Raw genomic sequence first — 15,749 nt, 5'->3', positions numbered from 1 at the left:
TTCCCGGCCGGCCGCATCAGCCGGTGCAGCGCTCGCTCGCGAGCCGGTCGCGCAGCTCGTCGGCGCGGTGCACCTCGTCGTCGAGGGCGGCGAGCGCCTCGGCGACCCGCGGGAGGAAGTCGGCCCCGGCTCTGAACCACTCCGCCCCTTCGAGGAAGCGTTCCGCCGCGGCCTCGTCGTGCAGGGCGAGCGCGAGGTCGGCGCGGAGCACCAGGGCGCGGAACCGGACGCGCTCGGGGACGCTGCGGGTCCGCACGCCCTCCGCGGCGAACGAGCGGTCGAGGACCTGGGCTGCTCCACCGGGATCGCCGGCCGCGCGGAGGATGCGCGCGTGCTCGAGAGCGCGAGCCAGGTCCGGTGGTTCCTCGGCGCCGCGGCGTGGCAGCCCGGGCACGAAGGCCCCACCAGCCACGCCGCACCTCCCGCCTCCCGCCGACAGCCCGACCACACTAACCCTGGTCGTGCAGCCCGGCACGGCGGGAAGACGGGAGGCGGCCCGGTCAGCGCTGCACGCGCGCGCTGCCGCCCGAGGCGAGCTTGCGCACCTCGGCGAGCGACGCCGTCGACGTGTCGCCCGGCGTCGTCATGGCGAGGGCGCCGTGCGCCGCGCCGTACTCGACCGCCTCGTGGATCGAGCCGAGCTCCAGGAGCCCGTACGCGAGGCCCGACGCGAAGGAGTCGCCGCCGCCCACGCGGTCGAGGATCTCCAGCCCGGGGCGGTGCGTCGCCTCGGCGAAGCCCTGCACGCGCGACCACGCGATCGCGCCCCAGTCGTTCACGGTCGCCGTCTTCACGCCGCGCAGCGTCGTCGCGACGACCTGGAAGTTGGGGTACTCCTCGGCGGCCCGCGCGATCATCGCGCGGAACGCCCCGGTGTCGAGGTCGGTGAGGTTCTCGTCGACACCCTCCACCTCGAAGCCGAGCGAGGCGGTGAAGTCCTCCTCGTTCCCGATCATCACGTCGACGTACCGGGCGAGACGGCGGTTGACCTCCTGCGCGCGCTCGACGCCGCCGATGCCCTTCCAGAGCGAGGGGCGGTAGTTGAGGTCGTAGGACACGATCGTGCCGTGGCGGCGCGCGGCGGCCATGGCGGCCTCCGCGACGTCGGCGGACGACTCGGACAGCGCGGCGAAGATGCCGCCGGTGTGGAACCAGCGCACGCCGCGGCCGAACACGTCGTCCCAGTCGACGTCCTCGGGGCGGAGCTGGGCGATCGCGGTGTTGCCGCGGTCGGACACGCCGACCGCGCCGCGCACGCCGAACCCGCGCTCGGTGAAGTTGAGCCCGTTGCGCACGGTGCGCCCGATGCCGTCGTACTCACGCCACTGCACCCAGCGCGTGTCGAGCCCGCCGGTGAGCATGAGGTCCTCGACCAGGCGGCCGACCTCGTTGTCCGCGAGCGCGGTGACGACCGCGCCGCGCAGGCCGAAGGCGCGGCGCAGCCCGCGCGCGACGTTGTACTCGCCGCCGCCCTCCCAGGCGTCGAAGCTGCGGGCGGTCTTGATGCGGCGCTCGCCCGGGTCGAGGCGGAGCATGACCTCGCCGAGGGCGACGACGTCGTAGGCGCACTCGTCCGCGGGCCGGAGAGCGAGCGGCGGCTGGTTCTGGGTCGTGTCGGCCACGGGTCAGGCTCCTTCGGCGGGGTGGGGGGCCGTGGCGGCGAGCGCGACGGCCTCGCGCGTGCGGCGCGTGATCTCGGCGGTGTCGCCCGCGCGCACGAGCGCGGCGTCAACCATCCAGGAGCCGCCGGCCGCGAGCACCGACGGCAGCGCGAGGTAGTCGAGCAGGTTGGCGGCGCTCACGCCGCCGGTCGGGACGAAGCGCAGGCCCGGGAAGGGCGCGGAGAAGGCCTTGACCGCCGCGGGGCCGCCGACGACGTTCGCCGGGAAGAGCTTCACGGCGTCGAGGCCCAGGTCGAGCGCGGCGATGACGTCCGACGGCGTCGCGACGCCGGGCAGGACCGGCACCCCGAGCTCCTGCGCGCGGCGCACGACGGCGGCCGAGAGCCCCGGCGAGACGAGGAACCGCGCCCCGGCCTCGACGGCCTCGTCGACCTGGGACACGTTGATGACCGTCCCCGCGCCGACGAGCACGTCCGGCACCTCGCGCGCGATCGCCTCGATCGCGGCGCGGGCACCCGCGGTGCGGAAGGTGACCTCGGCGACGGGCAGCCCGCCGTCGCGCAGCGCGGTCGCGACGAGCACGCCCTGCTCCGCGTCGTCGACGACGACGACGGGCACGACGCGGGCACGCGCGACCGTCTCGATGGGTCCGTGGGATGACATCCTCGCTCCGTTTCGCTATGGTGAACGCCTGTTGTTTACTACGGAACGCACTCTAGGTGAAGGAGCCACGACGATGGAAGCCGGGAGCACGCCGTCGGGCAGGCGAGAGGGCAGCGAGCCCACGCCGGAGGGCCAGACCGGGAGCCCGCTCGGGAGCGTCGACAAGGCCCTGACCGTGCTCGAGGCGCTCGCCGCGGCAGGCCCGCCCGGGGTCGCGCTCGGCGACCTCGCGCGCTCGCTCGGGCTGCACAAGGCCTCGCTGCACCGCACGCTCGCGGCACTGCGCTATCGCGGCTACGCCGAGCAGGACGCCACGACGGGCGACTACCGCCTCGGCCCGGCGGCGACCGCGCTCGCGACGGTCTACCTCGGCGAGGAGAACCTGCCCGCGCTCCTGCACCCGGTGCTCGTCGCCGTGTGCCGCGCGACGGACGAGCTCGTGCACCTCGGCGCCCTCGCCGGGACGGAGATCGTGTACCTCGACAAGGTCGAGCCCGCGCGCGCCGTGCGCGTCTGGTCGGCCGTCGGCCGGCGCCGCCCCGCGGCCACCACGGCCCTCGGGCGCGCGCTGCTGGCCCACCGGCCGCTCGACGACGCCGCGCTCGCCTGGTACGCCGCGGCCGCCCCCGAGGAGCACCCGGTCACGGCCGCCACGCTCCGCGCGACGTGCGACGCCACGCGGACGAGCGGCTTCGCGACGGAGACGGAGGAGAACGAGCCGGGCATCAGCTGCGTCGCCCTGCCCGTGCTGCGCGACGGCCAGTCCGTCGCCGCGGTGAGCGTCACCGCGCCGGCCGAGCGGCTCGGGGCGCGCCGACGCCGTGAGATCGAGGCCGTCCTCCGCGAGGTGGTCCCGCCCCTGCTGCCGCCGACGCTCACCGTGCCGGACGCTGTGCTCGGCCGGATCGGCCGCCTCGGCCGGCTCGGCCGGCACGGCCGGCACGGTCAGCCCGACGGCCCCGCCGCGACCGGAGCGCGTCGACCGGCGACGCCCGCGGGGCTGTGAGAGAGTTCAACCGCAGCACGACGGAATGACGGAAGGGCCCGCGATGACCGTCCTCGTGGCGTACAACGACTCCCCGCAGGGCGAGACCGCGTTCCGGGCGGCCGTCGCCGAGGCGGTCCACCGCTCGACCGCCCTCGCGGTCCTCGTCCTCACCCCGCAGGACGCCGACGCGGGCGTCCCCGCGACCCTCGCGCACCTGCTCGACACGCTTCCCGCCGAGGTCGCCCACCCCGAGATCTCCTACCGCTCGGAGAACCTCGACCCCGCCGAGGCGATCATCGACGCGGCCGAGCGCACCGGCCCCGACCTCGTCGTCGTGGGCGCGCGCAAGCGCTCGCCGGTCGGCAAGTTCCTGCTCGGCAGCACGACGCAGCGCGTGCTCCTCGACTCGCCCGTCCCGGTGCTCGTCGTCAAGGCGTCCCACTGACACCGTCCTGACGGGTGCCGCCGCGCGGCCGCCCGGCCTCCCGGGCGGCCGCGTCGCGACTTCTCTCAGCCCTGCGCGACGGCGGCGCGCAGCCCGTCGACGAGGGGCGTCGTCGGGCGGCCGATCAGCCGGGCGAGCTCGCCCGACGTCTCGGCGAGCAGCCCGTCGCGGATGTTGCCGTCCAGCGCGACGACGAACCCGGCCGTGCCCTCGTCGAGGCCCGCGCGGACGAGCGTCTCGCGGTGCTCGTCCGGCGTGAGCCGCCGGTACGCGACCGGGCGGCCGAGCACCTCGGACGCCGCCGCGGCGAGGTCGTCGAACGTCCACGCGACGTCGCCGCCCAGCTCGTACACCGCGCCCGCGTGCGCAGTGGCGTCCCCTTGCGCGGCGAGCGCGACGACCGCCGCGGCCTCGGCGTAGTCGGCGCGGCTCGCGCTCGCGACGCGGCCGTCGCCGGCGCTCGACACGAGCTCGCCGGACTCGCGGGCACCCAGCACGTCGCCGACGTAGTTCTCGGTGTACCAGCTGTTCCGCAGGATCGTGGTCGCCAGACCCGAGGCCGCCAGGAGCTCCTCCGTGGCCTTGTGCTCGGGCGCGAGGATGAGGGCGGAGGTCGTGGCGTGCGGCGCGCTCGTGTAGATCACGCGGGAGACACCGGCCGCGACGGCCGCCTCGACCACGTTGCGGTGCTGCGGGACCCGCTGCCCGACCTCTGAGCCCGACACGAGCACGAGGACGTCGACGCCCGCGAGCGCCGTGGCGAGGGTCTCGGGTCGCGCGTAGTCCGCCTCGCGGACCTGGACACCACGGTCGGCGAGGTCGGCGACCTTGGCGGTGGTCCGCGCGGCGGCGACCACCTGGGACGGGTCGGCGCCGCGGGCGAGGAGGGACTCGACGACGAGGCGGCCGAGGTGGCCGCTGGCTCCGGTGACGGCGATGGACATACGAGGGCTCCTTCGGTGCGGGGACACGACCGGGCGGTCGCACCGTCCCAGCATGCACTTACTTTTCGACAGTGCCAACTAGGAGTAGGTGCGGTCTATCTCACAGTGCCGCCCGACGCGCACGCGCCGTATCCTGGGGCGATGACGACCGACGCCCGTCCCGTGGAGGACACCGGACCCACCGACGCGATGGTGGCCGACGTCTTCCAGCGCGGCTGCACGTCGCGGCACGTCCTCGAGACCGTCACCGGGCGCTGGGGCGTGCTCACGGTCGCCGGGCTGCGCGACGGCGCGGTGCGGTTCAACGCGCTGCGGCGCCGCATCGACGGTGTCAGCGAGAAGATGCTCGCCCAGACCCTCCAGTCCCTCGAGCGCGACGGCATCGTCGTGCGCGAGGTGCGCGCAACCATCCCGCCGCACGTCGAGTACTCCCTCACCGACCTCGGGCGGCGCGTCGCCGACAGCCTCACGGGGCTGCTCGACGTCCTCGAGGGCTCGGTCGCGGAGGTGACGGCGTCCCAGCACGCGTACGACGCGCGCCGGGACGCCTGACGCTCACGTCTGCGAGCGCACGTACCAGAACACGAGCGCGCCGACGACCAGCAGGCCCGCCAGCACGGCGAGGACGATCTTGCCGACGCTGTAGGGGCGCCGCCCGATCACCTGGCCGGTGTTCGCGTTGACCATGACCTGCCACTGCCTGCCCGCGTACACGTACGTCGCGATCCACAGCGGCAGCAGCACGAGCTTGAACATGACGTCCGCGTAGGCGGTGCGGATCGAGCCGACCCGCTGCTCGTCGCCGCCGATGTCGCGCTCGACGTCGTCCTTGATCACCGGCGCCATCTTCTGCTTCGCGCGGTCGAGGCCGACCGGGGGCTCGACGTCGTAGCGCGCCGCCGAGAACCCCGCGAGGTACTCGGCGCGGAACGGCACCGCGTGCGACAGCGGCCACGGGCCGAGCTTCGACAGGTCGCGCTCGGCGACGTGCGACGACGCGGGGACGAGCACGTCGTCGAAGTCGCGCGCGACGTGCCCCGAGACGGGCGTCCAGCTGACTCGCCGCTCCTGGCGCTCCTCGTCCCCGTTCTTGACGGTCACGTAGTAGGCGTCCCCGCGCTGGCCCGAGTACGCCGACGACGTGCGCGCGTCGAACGTCCAGTGCGGCACGTACGAGCCGTGCAGGGACTCCGTGTCCCCGACCTTCTTCAGCTCGCCCGGCGCGAACCAGCGCGAGCGCACCCAGCGCCGGAACGCGTCGCGCGCCTGCGCCTGCTCGACGCCGAACGGCACGACCGCCTCCGGCTGCACCAGGCCGTCCGTCTCGGCCGCCGCGACGAGGTGCCCGCCGCAGAACCGGCACGCGACGGACAGGTCGGTCCCCTGCGTCGTCGCGCCGCACCCGTCGCACGTGAGGACCCGCGCGTCGAGGATCCCGGCGCGCACACCGCCCTGCGCGGCGGCCCACGCGTCGAACGAGTGCTCGTCGACGGCGTCGCCCGGCGCGTGCACGATCGCGACCGTCCCGCCGCACGCCACGCACCGCAGGTGCTGCGTCCCCGGCGCGTACGCGAGCTGCGACCCGCACGCGTCGCAGCGCGTCCGGACGAGCTCTCCCTGGGCGTCGCTCACCGTCAGCCCGCCACCGGACCGGTCGGGTCTCCGGTCGGGGCGCCCGTCGGCGGCAAGGGCGGCGGTGTCGCCGCGAACAGCGCCGCGAGCGCGGGCACCTCGCCCGCGGCGGTCCACGCGGCCATGCCCTCCTGCCACACGAGCGACGCGCGCGTCACCTCGCCGGACCGGACGCGGCCGGCGAGGTCCGCCGTCGTGCCGGGCCCGGCCTGCGTGCCGCCGACCGCCCAGTACCAGGGCGACTCCGCGGCGGGCAGGGGCGGCGGCCCCGCGGGCGGCGCCGGGGCCGGGGTCGGCTGGGCCGCCGTCGTCCCGAGCGAGTGCGCGAGCTGCTGCCCCATGGCGGCGCCGAGACCCATGCCGGCGCCGAGCCCCAGCCCGTCGCCCGCGCCTCCGGGGTTGGCGGCGGCGGTCTCGATCGCGTTCGCCGCCTGGAACTTCGTGTACTGGTCGAGGTTCCCGACGACGGCCATCTGCGTCCGCTTGTCGAGCGCCGCCTCGACCTCGGGCGGGAAGGAGACGTTCTCGAGGACGAAGCGCGGGACCGCGATGCCGTACTCGGACAGGTCCTCCGAGAGCTGGCCCGCGAGCCGCGTCGCGATCTCGCGCTGGTTCGCGGCGAGGTCGATCGCCGCGACGCCGGCCTCCGCGAGCGCCGGGCCGAGCTGGCCGACCACGAGGCGGCGGAAGTAGTCGCCGATCTCGTCGGTGCGGAACTGCGGGTCGGTCCCTACGAGCTGGCGGAGCAGCGCCGACGGGTCCACGACCTGCAGCGCGTACGTCCCGAACGCGCGGATGCGGACCGCGCCGAGCTCGGGGTCGCGCAGGATCACCGGGTTCTGCGTGCCCCAGGTGAGGTCGGTGAACTGGCGCGTCGCGACGAAGTACACCTCCGCCTTGAACGGCGAGCTGAACCCGTACTTCCAGCCCTGGATCGTCGACAGGATCGGCAGGTTCTTGGTCTCGAGCGTGTACGTGCCCGGCCCGAACACGTCGGCGAGCCGGCCCTCGCTCACGAAGACGGCGCTCTGCCCCTCGCGCACGACGAGCTTCGCCTGGTTCTTGATCTCGTTGCCCTGGCGCGGGAAGCGCCAGACGATCGTGTCCCGGCTCTCGTCGAGGAACTCGATGATGTCGATCAGCTGGCCGCGCAGCTTCTCCATGAAGCTCATCCGGACTCCTTCGCTCGTCGTGCGGGACGGCCGCGGGCGCCCGCACGTGCGGGTGCACGGCCCGCCCTGGCGCGCCGAGCATAGCGGCATCCCGCCCCGCCGATGAAACCCCCAAGGGTTGGTAAAACCGACTGGTGGCCGCAGGTTCGCGCCCGGTCCGCCGAACCCGGGGTCGCTCCCCACGGACGCGGCCGTCCGGGGAGCGACCCCGGGTTCGGCGGCGACCTATCCTGGCCGGGTGCCGACCCCGCCGACGACCGCGCCCGCGACGCCCACCGTCGCCGTCCTGCTCGCCGCGGGTGCCGGGACCCGGCTCGGGCGCGGGCCCAAGGCGCTGCTCCCTCACCGCGGCGGCACGCTCGTCGAGCACGGGGCCCGGGTGCTGCTCGCGGGCGGGTGCGACGCCGTCGTCGTGGTCCTCGGCGCCGAGTCCGGGCGCGTCCGAGCGGGGTCGAGGCTCGACGACCCCCGGGTGCGCGTCGTCGACAACCCCGGCTGGGCGACCGGCATGGCGTCGTCGCTGCGGGTCGGCGTCGCCGCGGCGCTCGACCTCGCTCCCGCCCGGGTCGTCGTCGCCCACGTGGACCAGCCCGGCGTCGTGCCCGACGACGTCGCGCGCCTCCTCGCCGCCCACCACCCCGGCCGCGTGACGGCGTCGCGCTGGACGACGAGCCCCGCGCGTCGGGCACGACCTGCAGGTCGTCCTGAGGCGGAGAACGACCCTGAGGTCGGGTTCGGCGCCGAACGGACCGCGCGCTGGGCCCACCCGCTCGTCCTCGACGCCGCGCTCGCCGAGCCGGCCGCCACGAGCGCCCACGGCGACCACGGCGCACGCGACTTCCTGCGCGCCCACGCGGACCTGATCGACGTCGTCGACCACCCGGGCGACGGCCGCGACCTCGACACGGAAGCCGACCTCGACCTCCTCGCCCCCCGCCCCCGCCCCCGCTGAGTGCTGGGTACGTGTCGTCGGACAGCCGGGTGGACGACAAGAACCCAGCACTCAGCGGGCGTCGGCGGCCTTGATGGCCAGGTAGATCCGGTCCCGGGCGAGCGGGAGCTCGGTGAACCGCACGCCCGTCGCGGCGCGGATCGCGTTGGCGAGTGCGGGGGCCACCGGGTTGAACGGGCTCTCGCTCATCGACTTCGCCCCCAGGGGCCCGACCGTGTCCGACGTCCGCGCGAAGTAGACCTCGCTGCGCGGGGTGTCCGCGAAGGTCGGCAGGTGGTACTGGCGGAAGATGTCGGTCGTGACGCGACCGGTGTCGTCGACGATCACGTTCTCGTAGAGCGCCGCGCCGAGAGCCTGCGCGATGCCACCCTCGACCTGGCCGCGGCACTGCCGGGGGTTGACGACCTCGCCGGCGTCGGCGGCCTGGACGGACTGCAGGATGCGGATCTCTCCCGTGCCGTGGTGGACCGCGACGCGGAACCCGTGCACGTTGAACGCGACGGAGCGCGGGGTGCCGCCCCAGCGCCCCTCGGCGACGAGCTCGATCCCGGCGTCGGTGGCGGCGCGCGCGACGTCGGCCAGCGGCAGGACGGTCGTCGCTCGATCACTTCCCGTGCAGTCGACGCCCCCGGGCACGAGCCGGCAGTCCCCCGGCGCCGCGCCGGCCATCCCGGCCGCGACCTTGAGCACCGCCTCCGCGAGATCCTGCGCGGCGGCGAGCGACGCCTTGCCCGCGACGACGGTGCCCGTGGACCCGAACGCGCCGGTGTCGTGCTCGAGCAGGTCGGTGTCCGACTGCCGCACGACGACGTCCCCGGCGTCCTGCGCGAGCGCGCTCGCGACGAGCTGGGCGTGGACCGTCGTCGTGCCGTTGCCGAACTCGGCGGTCCCGACCTCGGCCTCGACCACGCCGTCGGCCCGCAGCCGCACGCGTGCGTGGGAGTAGTGGCCCCGCGGCGGCACGGTGTCGATCATGGAGAGCGCGGTGCCCTCGCCGACGCCCCACTCCGGACCGAGGTCCGGCAGGGCGTCAGCGCCCGACCCGACGCCCGCCCCGTACGCGGCGACGTCGCGAGCCCGCCCGCGCGCGAGCGCGTCGGCGGCGAGATCGAGGCACTGGTCGAGTCCGTAGCTGCCGTAGAGCACGTCCTCCTCCGGCGTCGGGTGCGTGGAGAGCATGGGGTCGCCGTCGAGCACGACGTTGCGCCGCCGCAGCTCGAGCGGGTCCATCCCGAGCTGCTGCGCGAGCTCGTCGACCGCCGACTCGACGGCGAAGATCATCTGCGACAGCCCGTAGCCGCGGAACGCGCCCGCGGGCACGGTGTTCGTGTAGACGCAGTGCGCGTCGACCTTCTTGTTCTCGCACCGGTACACCGCGAGCGACTCGCCGCACCCGTGGAACATGACCCCGGGGCCGTGGTTGCCGTACGCGCCGGTGTTGCTGAGCACGTCCAGGTGCAGCGCGGTGAGCGTCCCGTCGCGACGCGCGCCCGCGCGCACCCGGATGCGGAAGGGGTGGCGCGTCGTCGTGCCCACGAACTGCTCGGTGCGCGTGAGCTCGAGCTGGACCGGGCGCCCGAGCCGCAGCGTCGCGAGCGCCGCGACGTCCTCGGTGAGCACCTCCTGCTTGCCGCCGAACCCGCCGCCCACGCGCTCGCAGTGCACGCGCACGCGCTCCGGGTCGAGGTCGAGCACGCGCGCGAGGTGGCGCCGCGCGAGGAACGGCACCTGCGTCGACGACCGCACAACGAGCCGGCCGTCGTCGTCGAGCGACGCGATGGCGCAGTGGGTCTCCAGCGCGGCGTGCTGCACGCGGTGCGTGCGGTACGTGGCCTCGTGCACGACGTCGGCCTCCGCCAGACCGCGCTCGACGTCGCCGAGCTCGCTGTGCACCTCGGCGACGACGTTCGCCTCGGGCCGCGAGACGCGCGCCTCGGCAGGGTCGAGCCCGGGGTGGACGAGCGGCGCGCCGGGCGCCATCGCCTCCTCCGGGTCGACGACGGCGGGCAGCACCTCGTACTCGACGCGCACCTGCCGCACGCCCTCCTCGGCCGCCGCGACCGTGTCCGCGACGACGGCCGCGACGCGCTGCCCGACGTGCCGCACGACGTCGTCGAGGACGCGCGTGTCGTCGGGGTCGTCGGTGAACAGCTCGTGCTGCGCGGTCGAGAACCGCGTCGCCGGCGCGTCCTCGTGCGTGAGCACGGCGTGCACGCCCGGCACGGCGAGCGCCGCGGACGCGTCGATCGCGACGACCCGCGCGTGCGCGTGCGGCGACCGGACGAGCTTGAGGTGGAGCAGCCCCGGGTAGTCGGCGGGGTCGACGTCGAGCGTGTACCGCACCGTCCCGGTGACGACCCCGCGCCCGGCCGGCGCGGGCACGTCCCGCCCGACCGCCGAGGGAGAACCCCGGCCCGCCGAGGTAGAGCCCTGGTCACGCGAGGTAGAGCCCTGGTCCGCCGAGGTAGAGGCGTGGTCACCCCAGGTAGAGGCGTGGTCGCCGCCCGACGACGCGCGCTCCCCCGTGCCCGGGGCGGTGCCCGTCGTGTCGCCCCGGCCGAGGACGGCGTCCTCGATCGCGCGGTAGCCGGTGCAGCGGCACAGGTTCCCCTTGAGGTTGCGCGGCAGGTTCGCGCGCTGCGCGTCGTCGAACGTCGCGGCGGTCATGATCATCCCCGCCGTGCAGAACCCGCACTGGAAGCCCTGCGCGTCCAGGAACTGCTGCTGCACGGGGTGCAGCGTCTCCTGGGGACCGTGCGGGTCGTGGTCGCACGCCGCGGTCTCCTCGTCCCCGGCACCGCTGCCGTGGCACGCCGTCGCGGCGAGGCCCTGGACGGTCGTCACCTCGTGGCCCGCCGCGCGCCGCGCCGGGTAGACGCACGAGTGCACGGGGACGCCGTCGACGTGGACCGTGCACGCGCCGCAGTCGCCTCCGTCGCAGCCCTTCTTGACTCCGAGCGCACCCTGCTCGCGCAGGTACGTGCGCAGGCACTGGCCCGCGCGCGGCACGGCCTGGGCGGTGCGACCGTCGATCGAGACGGGCGGGATCGGGCGGGGGTCGATCGCGGTCATCGGGGGTCTCCGTCCGTGCCGTCCGCGAGCCCGGAGAGGAGCTCGGAGCGGATCTCCTCGCCGAGGCGGTAGGTCATGTCCCGGCGCCACGCGGGCAGCCCGTGGATGTCGTCGTGGTAGAGGTCGACGGGGATCGCGACGTCGAGCGCGGCGGCGAGCTCGACCGCCGTCGGGAGCGCGTCCGCGGCGAACCGGAGCTGCACGGGCCGACGCGTCGAGGCGGTCACCGTGAGGACGAGGCCCCCTCCGGCGTCGGGCGGGTCGACCCGGCCGATCAGCAGCACCCCCGAGCGCCCGAGGTTGGACAGCGACAGGCGCCGGAACGCGGTGCGCGCGCGCAGCGCGTGGTCGGGCACGCGGATCGCGCGCAGGAGCTCGCCGGGCGCGAGCGTGTTGGCCAGCTCTCCGGTGACGAGCTCGGCGACCGGCTGCTCCCGGCGGGTGCCGCCCGGTCCCCAGACCTCCGCGACGCCGTCGAGCGCGGCGGTGAGGGAGATCATCGGCCCCGCCGGCAGGGACGTGCAGACGTTGCCGCCAACGGTCGACGTGTTCCAGATCTTGAAGGACGCGACGAAGCTGTCGCAGCACGGGCGCACGAGGTCCAGCGCTCGCCACCGCTCGCGCACCGGCGCGGCCTGCGCGCTCTCCTCGAAGGCCCACAGCTCGGCGACCGTGCAGGTCGCGGCGATCTCGAGACCGTCGCCGGTCACGCTGAGCGCGGGCCAGCCGGCGCTCGTCACGTCGAGCAGGCGCCGCAGCGTCTGGCTGCCGTACGAGAACAGGACGGTGCCGCCCGCGAGCCAGGCGTCGCCCTCGCGCCAGTCGCCGGGGTCGACGGTCGGGACGAGGTCGGTGACGGTGCTCAGGTCCATCGGGGGGCCTCCTCGGGTTCCGTCGCGGCGACGGCCGCGGGGAGACGGGCGGGCGGGGGGTCGGCGTGGATCGGCCCGTCGGTGCCGCTGAGCGGGACGACGGCGGCCCGACCGTGCCGGGTCGCGACGAGCTCCGCGGTGATCGAGACCGCGACCTCCTCAGGCGTCACCGCCCCGAGGTCCAGGCCGATGGGTGAGCGCAGGCGCGCGAGCGCCGCCTCGGTGACGCCCTCCGCGCGCAGGGCCGCGACACGCTGCGCGTGCGAGCGGCGCGAGCCCATCGCGCCGACGTACGCGAGCGGCAGGTCGAGCGCGAGGTGCAGGAGCGGCACGTCGAACTTGGCGTCGTGCGTGAGGACCGCGACGGCGGTCCGCGGGTCGACGCGACCGGCGGCGGCCTCGGCGGCGAGGTACCGGTCCGGCCACTCGACGACGACCTCCGCCTCGGGGAACCGGCGCGCGTCGGCGAACACCTCGCGCGCGTCGACCAGCGTCACGCGATAGCCGAGCAGGCGCACGTGCCGCACGAGCGCTCCGGCGAAGTCGTTGGCCCCGCACACGAGGAACCGCGGCGCGGGCAGACGCGTCTCGACGAGCAGCGTGACGGGCTCGGTCTCGTCGCACGCGGCGCCGCCGTCGTGCGGCGCCGCGCCGGTCTCCGGGTCGAGCGCCGCACCGCGCGCCGAGCCCCGCGGCGCTCCGTGCGCCGCGTGGACCGTCGCCGTGCCGCCCGCGCGCAGCACGGCGACCACCTGGGCCGCCGCGGCGTCGAGCGCAGCCGGTCCCACCAGTTCCCGCAGTGCACGGGCGACGCTCCGCTCGTCCGCGGCGCCGGGGTCGTCGACGAGGACCGCGGTGCGCTGCGCCCCGTCGATCCGGCGCACGAGCGCCGCGGGCCCGCGCCCGGCGGCCTCGGCGTCGCCGTCGGACGAATCCGTGCCAGGACGCGGCTGGACGTCCGAGCCCGCGCGCGCTCCGCCGGCGGGCGGTGCCGTCAGAGCGACGAGCACGCGGGCGACGTCGTCCCCCGGGAAGACCGGTTGCACGTGCACGTCGAGCGTGCCGCCGCAGCTCAGCCCGACGGCGAACGCGTCGTCGTCGCTGTAACCGAACGTCTCGCGGTGGCTCGCGCCGGTGGCGATCGCGTCGAGCGCGGCGGCGTGCACCGCGCCCTCGACGCACCCGCCGGACAGGCTGCCGAGGACGGCACCGTCGGCGCGCACGGCCATCGCGGTGCCGACCGGTCGCGGCACGGAGCCGGACGCCGCGACCACCGTCGCGACGGCGAACGGGGGCTGCCCCGGGCCGAGCCACGGGGCGAGCTGGTCGACGATCTGGAGCATCGTGGGCCTCGCTTCCGCCAGGGTGCCGGCGAACCGGCGTCCTTCCAGTGAACCCTTGCGGTGAGTCCCCTGCGTGTCCGGGGACGCGTCGGCTGTGACGCGCCGGAAACACAGGGCTTGAATCCGCCCTTGGACTGCTCCTCGCAGGAGAGGAAGCAGTTCCGCTGAATGGAAGTTGACTTCCATTCGACGGACTCCACGCTAACACGCAGCGTCGCCCTGGTCACGGGTCCCGGGCCGGGAACGTCTACGATCGGCCCATGACCGCGGTCTCGCTCGGGATGCCCAGGCTGCGGTCGGCCGCGCCCGGCGTCGGCTCGCCGGACCGCGATCCGGACCGCCCCGCGACCGACGCGCTCGTCGACCGCTACGGCCGCGTCGCGCGCGACCTGCGGATCTCGATCACCGAGAAGTGCTCGCTGCGATGCACCTACTGCATGCCCGCCGAGGGCCTCCCCGCGATCCCCCGGGAGGACCTCCTCACGCCCGACGAGATCGGCCGGGTCGTGCGCGTCGCCGTGGGGCGGCTCGGCATTACCGACGTCCGGTTCACGGGCGGGGAGCCGCTCATACGCCGTGACCTCGCCGACATCCTGCGCGCCGCGCGCGCGGCCGCGCCCGACGTGTCGCTCTCGCTGACGACCAACGCGATCGGGCTCGACAAGCGCGTCCACGAGCTCGTCGCCGCCGGCCTCGACCGCGTGAACATCTCGCTCGACTCCGTCGACCGGGCCCACTTCGCACGGCTCACGCGCCGCGACCGGCTGCCCGACGTGCTCGCCGGGATCCGGGCCGCGCTCGCCGCCGGGCTCGCGCCGGTCAAGCTCAACGCGGTCCTCATGCCCGAGACGCTGGCCGGCGCCGCGGACCTGCTGGCGTTCGCCGTCGACCACGGCTGCCACCTGCGCTTCATCGAGCAGATGCCGCTCGACGCCGACGGGCACTGGACGCGCGACGACCTCGTCTCCGCCACGGATCTCCTCGCCGTGCTCGGGAGCCGCTTCGACCTGCTCGCGGTCGGCCGCGACGACCCGTCCGCGCCCGCCGAGGAGTGGCTCGTCGACGGCGGACCCCAGACCGTCGGCGTCATCGCGTCCGTCACGCGCTCGTTCTGCGGCGCGTGCGACCGCACGCGCCTCACCGCCGAGGGCACCGTCCGCTCGTGCCTGTTCGGCGACGACGAGACGGACCTGCGCGCGATCCTCCGCTCCGCGGACCTCACCGAGGACGAGCGCGACGACGCCCTCGCCCGCGCGTGGCAGGGTGCCATGTGGCACAAGCCGCTCGCGCACGGCAGCGACGCCCCCACGCTCGCCGCCGACGCGTTCGCGCCGACGTCGCGCAGCATGGGCGCGATCGGCGGCTGATCCTGAGGCTCTCAGTGCCCTCGGTCGCGGAGGCGTAGCGCGATCATCCGCTCGCGTGCCAGTCCGCGGATCCGCCTCGTCGCCCCCGACGCCTCCAGCACCGACAGCACCTCCAGAGACTCCGAGGACCCCGCGACCTCACGCTGGAGCCAACGCGTCCAACCCGACACGTCGTCGACGGCGACCTGTCGCCCTGCAAGAACTCCATCGCGAACCATGACGTCACGCAGACGCGCCCGCGGAAAGCTCTGGAAGTCCGTTGGCAGAAGGTCGACCCACTCCATCGCCGACCTCGCGTCGACACGTTCGATCATCAGGAGGACGACGGACGCAGCCAGGTGAGGGTCCGGCTCCTGGGAGACCAGCCGAAGGAGGACAGGCCACGTCGTCGGGTCCTCAACCGCGCTCGAGTACACCCACCAGCGCCAGTGCTCGTCGTCGTCCGGCCCGGGCGTCCCGACACCTTTTCGGGCGGCGAGTGCCGCAAGCTCAGGAGACGGCTCCTGCGCACTTCCCACGGCACCTCCTCACCTGACCTCGCGGCGCGCAACCCGGGCACCCCGAGCACCCCGCGCACCACCGTACATCGTCCGCGGTGGCGCAGATCATAGGGTGAAGCCGGTCACCTCGACGCGTCTGCCCAGGTCACGCGCGACGGACGTTCCTACCATGGATGC

15 protein-coding genes are annotated in these 15,749 nt (G+C 75.1%); 5 read left to right on the top strand and 10 right to left on the bottom strand.

All coding sequences use genetic code 11. The features are described from left to right. Positions 1 to 16: 16 nt before the first annotated feature. The 3 genes from JOE63_RS08245 to eda all read right to left on the bottom strand — a co-directional run bounded on the left by JOE63_RS08245 (position 17) and on the right by eda (position 2,285). Entirely contained in the window at positions 17 to 412 is a 396-nt protein-coding gene (locus tag JOE63_RS08245; protein WP_204540533.1) for a hypothetical protein, read from the bottom strand. Positions 413 to 500: 88 nt separating this feature from the next. Then, positions 501 to 1,622 (bottom strand): sugar kinase, encoded by a 1,122-nt coding sequence (locus JOE63_RS08240; RefSeq protein ID WP_204540530.1) that lies wholly within the window; start codon positions 1,620 to 1,622, stop codon positions 501 to 503. Positions 1,623 to 1,625: 3 nt separating this feature from the next. Further along, on the bottom strand, positions 1,626 to 2,285 hold the full coding sequence (gene eda, locus JOE63_RS08235) for a bifunctional 4-hydroxy-2-oxoglutarate aldolase/2-dehydro-3-deoxy-phosphogluconate aldolase (RefSeq protein WP_204540527.1): 660 nt from the start codon (positions 2,283 to 2,285) through the stop codon (positions 1,626 to 1,628). Between the two features lie 73 nt (positions 2,286 to 2,358). On the opposite strand from eda, the gene JOE63_RS08230 reads away from it, so the two are divergent. Both JOE63_RS08230 and JOE63_RS08225 read left to right on the top strand, forming a co-directional pair. Then, positions 2,359 to 3,291 (top strand): IclR family transcriptional regulator, encoded by a 933-nt coding sequence (locus JOE63_RS08230; RefSeq protein WP_204540524.1) that lies wholly within the window; start codon positions 2,359 to 2,361, stop codon positions 3,289 to 3,291. Positions 3,292 to 3,334: 43 nt separating this feature from the next. Beyond that, positions 3,335 to 3,718, top strand: coding sequence for a universal stress protein (locus JOE63_RS08225; RefSeq protein WP_204540521.1), 384 nt, complete (start codon positions 3,335 to 3,337; stop codon positions 3,716 to 3,718). Between the two features lie 65 nt (positions 3,719 to 3,783). On the opposite strand, the gene JOE63_RS08220 is transcribed toward JOE63_RS08225, so the two are convergent. Further along, the gene (locus tag JOE63_RS08220; RefSeq protein WP_204540518.1) at positions 3,784 to 4,662 is read right to left on the bottom strand and encodes an SDR family oxidoreductase; all 879 of its coding nucleotides are present in this window, start codon (positions 4,660 to 4,662) and stop codon (positions 3,784 to 3,786) included. 141 nt (positions 4,663 to 4,803) lie between these two features. On the opposite strand from JOE63_RS08220, the gene JOE63_RS08215 reads away from it, so the two are divergent. After that, positions 4,804 to 5,214 carry a winged helix-turn-helix transcriptional regulator gene (locus JOE63_RS08215; protein ID WP_087471471.1) on the top strand — a complete coding sequence of 137 codons (411 nt, stop codon included), beginning with the start codon at positions 4,804 to 4,806 and terminating at the stop codon, positions 5,212 to 5,214. A gap of 3 nt (positions 5,215 to 5,217) precedes the next feature. Here JOE63_RS08215 and JOE63_RS08210 read toward each other — a convergent pair whose 3' ends face one another. Next, positions 5,218 to 6,294, bottom strand: a complete 1,077-nt coding sequence (locus JOE63_RS08210) for a hypothetical protein (protein ID WP_204540515.1) — start codon at positions 6,292 to 6,294, stop codon at positions 5,218 to 5,220. Positions 6,295 to 6,296: 2 nt separating this feature from the next. Beyond that, positions 6,297 to 7,466 (bottom strand): SPFH domain-containing protein, encoded by a 1,170-nt coding sequence (locus tag JOE63_RS08205; RefSeq protein ID WP_204540513.1) that lies wholly within the window; start codon positions 7,464 to 7,466, stop codon positions 6,297 to 6,299. 238 nt (positions 7,467 to 7,704) lie between these two features. Between JOE63_RS08205 and JOE63_RS08200 the strand changes: the two genes are divergently transcribed. After that, positions 7,705 to 8,418 carry a nucleotidyltransferase family protein gene (locus tag JOE63_RS08200; protein WP_204540510.1) on the top strand — a complete coding sequence of 238 codons (714 nt, stop codon included), beginning with the start codon at positions 7,705 to 7,707 and terminating at the stop codon, positions 8,416 to 8,418. Positions 8,419 to 8,469: 51 nt separating this feature from the next. Here JOE63_RS08200 and JOE63_RS08195 read toward each other — a convergent pair whose 3' ends face one another. Genes JOE63_RS08195 through JOE63_RS08185 form a run of 3 tightly spaced genes read right to left on the bottom strand, consistent with a single transcriptional unit; the run spans position 8,470 to position 13,705 of the window. Continuing rightward, positions 8,470 to 11,490: a molybdopterin-dependent oxidoreductase gene (locus tag JOE63_RS08195; protein ID WP_204540507.1), complete on the bottom strand. Its 3,021-nt coding sequence runs from the start codon at positions 11,488 to 11,490 to the stop codon at positions 8,470 to 8,472. Beyond that, on the bottom strand, positions 11,487 to 12,362 hold the full coding sequence (locus tag JOE63_RS08190; protein ID WP_087472845.1) for an FAD binding domain-containing protein: 876 nt from the start codon (positions 12,360 to 12,362) through the stop codon (positions 11,487 to 11,489). The genes JOE63_RS08195 and JOE63_RS08190 overlap by 4 nt, the downstream gene beginning before the upstream one ends. Next, the gene (locus JOE63_RS08185; RefSeq protein WP_204540503.1) at positions 12,353 to 13,705 is read right to left on the bottom strand and encodes an XdhC family protein; all 1,353 of its coding nucleotides are present in this window, start codon (positions 13,703 to 13,705) and stop codon (positions 12,353 to 12,355) included. The genes JOE63_RS08190 and JOE63_RS08185 overlap by 10 nt, the downstream gene beginning before the upstream one ends. Positions 13,706 to 13,965: 260 nt before the next feature. Here JOE63_RS08185 and moaA point away from each other — a divergent pair, with 260 nt between their 5' ends. Then, positions 13,966 to 15,072, top strand: coding sequence for a GTP 3',8-cyclase MoaA (gene moaA / locus JOE63_RS08180; protein WP_087471466.1), 1,107 nt, complete (start codon positions 13,966 to 13,968; stop codon positions 15,070 to 15,072). 11 nt (positions 15,073 to 15,083) lie between these two features. Here the strand turns inward: moaA and JOE63_RS08175 are convergent, their stop codons facing one another. Beyond that, complete coding sequence (locus JOE63_RS08175; protein WP_157759600.1) at positions 15,084 to 15,590, bottom strand: hypothetical protein; 507 nt, start codon at positions 15,588 to 15,590, stop codon at positions 15,084 to 15,086. Positions 15,591 to 15,749: the final 159 nt, after the last annotated feature.

It is taken from the genome of Cellulosimicrobium cellulans, from assembly GCF_016907755.1.
GTDB lineage: Bacteria > Actinomycetota > Actinomycetes > Actinomycetales > Cellulomonadaceae > Cellulosimicrobium > Cellulosimicrobium cellulans_D.
Note: the sequence above shows the minus strand (reverse complement) of the source record. Positions and strands in the feature narration are given on the sequence as shown.

What these genes read in the sequence shown, in the direction of transcription:
- JOE63_RS08205 (WP_204540513.1), bottom strand. Translation starts at nt 7,466, where the DNA reads ATGAGCTTCATGGAGAAGCTGCGCGGCCAGCTGATCGACATCATCGAG.
- JOE63_RS08195 (WP_204540507.1), bottom strand. Translation starts at nt 11,490, where the DNA reads ATGACCGCGATCGACCCCCGCCCGATCCCGCCCGTCTCGATCGACGGT.
- JOE63_RS08220 (WP_204540518.1), bottom strand. Translation starts at nt 4,662, where the DNA reads ATGTCCATCGCCGTCACCGGAGCCAGCGGCCACCTCGGCCGCCTCGTC.
- JOE63_RS08215 (WP_087471471.1), top strand. Translation starts at nt 4,804, where the DNA reads ATGACGACCGACGCCCGTCCCGTGGAGGACACCGGACCCACCGACGCG.
- JOE63_RS08230 (WP_204540524.1), top strand. Translation starts at nt 2,359, where the DNA reads ATGGAAGCCGGGAGCACGCCGTCGGGCAGGCGAGAGGGCAGCGAGCCC.
- moaA (WP_087471466.1), top strand. Translation starts at nt 13,966, where the DNA reads ATGACCGCGGTCTCGCTCGGGATGCCCAGGCTGCGGTCGGCCGCGCCC.
- JOE63_RS08185 (WP_204540503.1), bottom strand. Translation starts at nt 13,705, where the DNA reads ATGCTCCAGATCGTCGACCAGCTCGCCCCGTGGCTCGGCCCGGGGCAG.
- JOE63_RS08190 (WP_087472845.1), bottom strand. Translation starts at nt 12,362, where the DNA reads ATGGACCTGAGCACCGTCACCGACCTCGTCCCGACCGTCGACCCCGGC.
- eda (WP_204540527.1), bottom strand. Translation starts at nt 2,285, where the DNA reads ATGTCATCCCACGGACCCATCGAGACGGTCGCGCGTGCCCGCGTCGTG.
- JOE63_RS08225 (WP_204540521.1), top strand. Translation starts at nt 3,335, where the DNA reads ATGACCGTCCTCGTGGCGTACAACGACTCCCCGCAGGGCGAGACCGCG.